The following is a 3,312-nucleotide window of genomic DNA, read 5'->3' as shown; positions in this document are numbered from 1 at the left end:
CGCTGCCCCTGCCGCCGACCCCGACGCCGCCGCCGCCCGAGCCGGCGCGCACGCCGGGCACCGCCTCCACGCCGCCGGTCGCGCGGCCGCAGGAGCGGACGTCGAGTGTGCTGAACACGCTCGACCGGCTGCGCACCACCCAGCAGCAGCGCGAGGCGCCGACCGCGCGCCCGAACCCACGCGCCGCGCCGCAGACCGGCGGCGGCACCGCGACCGGCCAGTCCAACCTCACCGCCGGCGAGATCCGCGGCATCGCCGATCAGATCGGCGAATGCTGGAATGTGGATGCGGGTGCGCCCGATCTCGCGAGCATCGTGGTCGAGCTCCGCATCACCGGCCTCGATGCCCAGGGCAATATCCGCACCGTCGGACCCGGCGATCGCGGCGTGCCGACCGAACCCCGGGCGCGTGCCGTCTACGAAGCGGCGCGGCGCGCCATGCTGAGCCCGCGCTGCAATCCCCTGCGCGTCCCGCCGGACAAGCTGGGCGCGCTGCGCGATTCCGTGTTCCGCTTCAACCCGAGAGGGCTGGTGGCGCGATGAGCAGCGCCAAGGCTGAGACCTCCATCTTCCGCTTCAATTTGAAAGGGCTCGTATCGCTATGAACCCGAACGTCACTGCCGTGTCCCGTCGCACCCTGCTGCTTGGCGCCGGTGCCGGCCTCGTCGCACCCGGCATCATGGCCGTGCCGCTGCCGGCCGCAGCCCAGCAGCAGCCCCAGGGGCGCGGTGCGGTGATCGACATCACCCGGGCCCGCACCGATCCGATTCCGATCGCGATCCCGGATTTCGCCGGCGATCGCTTTGGCCGCGACATCGCGCGCGTGGTGCAGGCCAATCTGCGCAATTCCGGCCTGTTCCGCCCGGTCGAGCGCCAGGCCTTCATCCAGACGCCGGAAGCCGCAGCGCAGACGCCGCGCTTCCAGGATTGGCGCGTCATCGGTGCCCAGGCGCTGACCACCGGGCGCGTCGAGCAGCGGGGCGATCAGGTGCGGGTCGAGTTCCGCCTCTGGGACGTGAACCCGGAAGCGCAGCTCCAGGGCACCGCCTTCACCGCGCCATCGGCCAATTGGCGCCGCATCGCCCACCTGATCAGCGACGTGATCTATGAGCGGCTGCTGGGCGAGAAGGGCTATTTCGACACCCGCGTCGTCTACATCGCGGAAAGCGGGGCGCGCGACCGCCGCGTCCGGCGCCTGGCCATCATGGACCAGGACGGGGAGAACAACCGCTTCCTGACCAGTGGCCAGTACGCCGCACTGACGCCCCGTTTCCACCCGAGCGCCGACCGCATCGCCTTCATGTCCTACCAGCAGCAGGGCGAGCCGCGCGTCTACCTGTTCGACCTCGGCTCCGGCCGGCAGGAGGCGCTGGGCAATTTCCCGGGCATGACGCTCTCGCCCCGCTTCTCGCCGGACGGGCGCAGCGTGGTGCTGTCCTCGACGCGGGGTGGCGACGCCAATATCTACGTCGTCGACCTCGGCTCGCGCCGGGAGCGGCAGCTCACCTCGGGCGGCGGCCTCGATGTCTCGCCCTGCTTCTCCCCCGACGGCGCGCAGATCGTCTTCAACTCGGACCGCGGCGGCGACCAGCAACTCTACGTGATGGACGCCGGTGGCGGCGGGGCGCGCCGCATTTCCTTCGGGCGCGGCCGCTACGCGACCCCGGTCTGGTCGCCGCGCGGCGACCTGATCGCCTTCACCCGCATCTCGGGCGGGCAGTTCTCGATCGGGGTGATGCGCCCTGACGGCTCGGGCGAGCGCATCCTGTCCGAGGGCTGGGGCATGGAAGGTCCGACTTTCGCGCCGAATGGCCGCGTCCTGATGTTCTACCGGGAAACCCCGGCCCGCGACTCGCGCGGCAGCGGCTATTCCTCCCGCCTGGTCTCGATCGATATCGCAGGCTTCAACGAACGCCCGATCCAGACGCCGACCGATGCCTCGGACCCGGCCTGGTCGCCGTTGCTCGCCTGAGGGAAGGAATCGCTCCACCTGGCGGGCAACACCTGCGGGAAACATCTTGCGCAAGCGCAACCGGTGGGGGATATCGCCCTTTGCATCCAGGGCATGCCAAATTCCCCCTGCCCCCCCATGGAAAGGACATCGCTGATGACCACCAAGCCGCTCCTCGGCGCCCTCGCGGCGCTTGCACTGCTCGCCGCCTGCTCGAACACCGACGAGAACCAGGCTGCGACCGGTGGCGGCGGCAGCACCATCCGCCCGGGCAGCCAGGAGGACCTGGTGGCCAATGTCGGCGACCGCGTGTTCTTCGCGACCGATCGCAGCACCATCGCTGCCGATCAGCGCCCGGTCCTGCAGCGCCAGGCGGAATGGATGCAGCGCAATTCCTCGGTGACCGTGCAGATCGAGGGCCATGCCGACGAGCGCGGCACCCGTGAATACAACCTGGCGCTCGGCCAGCGTCGCGCCAATGCGGCGCGCGACACGCTGGTCGCGGGCGGCGTCGCCGGTGCGCGCGTCTCCACCATCAGCTACGGCAAGGATCGCCCGGCGGCGCTCGGTTCGGACGAGAGCGCCTGGGCGCAGAACCGCCGCGCCGTCACGGTAGTGCGCTGATCGGCGGGCCCGGCCTTCATGGCCGGGCCGCGGGTTTCGGAAGGGCGGTTGCCACCCGGCGGCCGCCCTTCGCTTTTTTCCGGTATCGGGGGTTGCGTCGCCCCGGTGCCCGCTTCCCCTTGGCGCGGCGTTGTGTCCCCCGGCATCAGCACCCATGCAGGCGAATCCGCCTGGACGGGCTATGCTGGGGCGCGACGCATGGATCGCGTTTTGGTTCAGGACATGGAGGCCGGAGCCTTGCCCCACCCCACTCGTATCCTCGCCGTGGCGCTGCTCGGCTGCGCGCTGCTGGCGCCCACGGCCGCCCGCGCCCAGATGGACAGCCGTGAGGGCATCGCGCTGCAGAACCAGTTGCTGGAGCTGCGGCGGGACCTCGACCAGCTCCGCCGCGGCGGTTCCTCGCTCGGTGCCCCCGTCGCGCCGCCGCCGCGCGGGGCGCCTGCCGGCAGCGGGGAGCTGGTCGGCGCGCTCGTCGGCCGCGTCGGCGAGCTGGAGGAGGAGGTGCGCCGCCTGCGCGGCCGCGCCCAGGAAGCGGAATTCCGCAACCAGCAACTGACGCAGGATATCGAGAAGCTGCGCGGCGACCTGGAATTCCGGCTCGATGCGCTGGAGGGCGGGCGGGGCGGCGCACGGCCGCAGCAGCGGGGCGATGCCCGGCCGCAGCCGCCGCAGCCGCCGGCGGGAAGCCAGAATCTGGGCCAGCAGCCGGCCCAGCCGCAGCCGGCCGCCGCCAGCGCG

General features: G+C 71.8%; 2 protein-coding genes and 2 pseudogenes. All 4 read left to right on the top strand.

Going from position 1 to position 3,312, the window contains the following annotated elements; translation table 11 throughout:
* Window positions 1-542: pseudogene (locus GXW71_RS34315) on the top strand (hypothetical protein); the annotation flags it as partial.
* A gap of 58 nt (window positions 543-600) precedes the next feature.
* A complete protein-coding gene (gene tolB, locus GXW71_RS34310) occupies window positions 601-1,971 on the top strand; it encodes a Tol-Pal system beta propeller repeat protein TolB (RefSeq protein ID WP_211858549.1) in 1,371 nt (456 codons plus the stop codon).
* 135 nt (window positions 1,972-2,106) lie between these two features.
* Window positions 2,107-2,574, top strand: a complete 468-nt coding sequence (gene pal, locus GXW71_RS34305) for a peptidoglycan-associated lipoprotein Pal (protein WP_211858547.1) — start codon at window positions 2,107-2,109, stop codon at window positions 2,572-2,574.
* 237 nt (window positions 2,575-2,811) lie between these two features.
* Window positions 2,812-3,312: pseudogene (locus tag GXW71_RS34300) on the top strand (tetratricopeptide repeat protein); the annotation flags it as partial.

It is taken from the genome of Plastoroseomonas hellenica (assembly GCF_018129085.1).
Lineage (GTDB): Bacteria > Pseudomonadota > Alphaproteobacteria > Acetobacterales > Acetobacteraceae > Plastoroseomonas > Plastoroseomonas hellenica.
This window is presented reverse-complemented; position numbering and strand designations above follow the sequence as displayed.